Origin of the sequence: Lacticaseibacillus manihotivorans DSM 13343 = JCM 12514, assembly GCF_001435035.1 — a bacterium.
In the GTDB taxonomy this organism is placed as follows: Bacteria; Bacillota; Bacilli; order Lactobacillales; family Lactobacillaceae; genus Lacticaseibacillus; species Lacticaseibacillus manihotivorans.
In genome coordinates this window covers 1-1,392 of record NZ_AZEU01000315.1, presented here as the reverse complement: position 1 = coordinate 1,392, position 1,392 = coordinate 1, and the positions used below count along the sequence as shown (strand labels likewise).

1 protein-coding gene is annotated in these 1,392 nt (G+C 46.0%); it reads left to right on the top strand.

Annotated features, from left to right (window positions below; translation table 11 throughout):
• Positions 1–1,193, top strand: a 1,193-nt coding sequence (gene tnpC, locus FD01_RS15125; protein ID WP_202813679.1) for an IS66 family transposase, incomplete at its 5' end; no start/stop codon positions are given.
• Positions 1,194–1,392 lie beyond the last annotated feature (199 nt).

Genomic DNA, 1,392 nt, shown 5'->3' with positions numbered 1-1,392 from the left:
CCGATGAGCAACGCAAGTGTGCGCCAGGCTGGAAGTTAGTGTCAATTGGACGTCGTGAGATGCGTACCAGTGCAACTTACGTTCCAGCGAAGGTAGTCAAAATCATCTACTATGTCCGGACTTATAAGAAGGTTCGAATTGATGGTGAAGGAGATCCAGAGTTTCTTCAAGCAAAGTTGCCTAACGCTGTCATTCCGCGTAGCGTCGCCACGTCCTCGATTCTTGCCAAGGTGATTCATGATAAGTATGAACTTGATGTACCATTGTATCGCCAACTTCAAGACTGGAAACGCATCGGGTTGATGGTAAGCGAAACGACGTTGAGCAATTGGATGATCGATAGTGCGGAATTGTTAGCGCCGATCTATGATTGGATGCATCAATGTCTGATTCGACAGAAGTTTCTTCAAGGAGATGAAACGCCAACTCAAGTTCTTAAAGAGAATGGCCGTAAGGCAACTGATAAGTCATACATGTGGGTTGCCCGAACAGTGCGCAAGAGCGCCACACCGATGGTGTACTTCAAGTATGATCCACATCGCAGTCAAAGCGTTGCCCAAGAACTGTACGCAAACTTTAGTGGTGTCCTTCAGTGCGATGGGTATGCCGGCTACAATGGCTTGGCAATAGAACGCGTTGCCTGCATGGCCCATGTGCGTCGGAAGTTCTATGAAGCAGCGCGTGTCTCGAAGACGCTAGATACCAGTATTCCATTGAAGTTACTTGATGAGATGTTTGGGCTTGAAGCACAATGGCAAAAGCTGTCACCAAAAGCTCGTCGAAAGCGTCGTCGGAGCAAGCTTTCCCCGTTGATGAAACGGTTCTGGTCTTGGTGTGATATGTGCGATGCCTTACCAAAGAGCAATCTAGGTAAAGCTGTTGCCTACGCAGAGAGCATGCGGCCATACGTTGATCGGCTTATGAAATATGGTGAGATTGACTTCAGCAATAACGCTTCGGAACGCAACATGAAAAGTTATGTCATGGGTCGAAAGAACTTCTTGTTCAGTACCAGCCCGGAGGGAGCGCATGCGAATGCAATTTTGATGAGTATCATCGAAACGTGCAAAGCCAACGTAATTGATCCGACGACTTATCTGACGGAAGTTCTAGACGAAATGGCACAATATCCCGAGAATCGAAAATTCGAATATCTGGGGCAGTATTTGCCATGGAATTGGAAGCAGTCATAAGAATATGGTTTTATATCAAGATCAAAGCCCAGTATCTGAGAGGAAGATTGCCTCTCAGATACTGGGCTTTTGATTATCGAACGTCATTTGATTGGGTGCTTACCTTCAAAGCAGGTCACCGACTAGAAATTGTGCAAAATAAAAAACCCGCGTTTTACAATCAAGTTAGCCACTATCGTTAGCACTCAGACAAAATAAA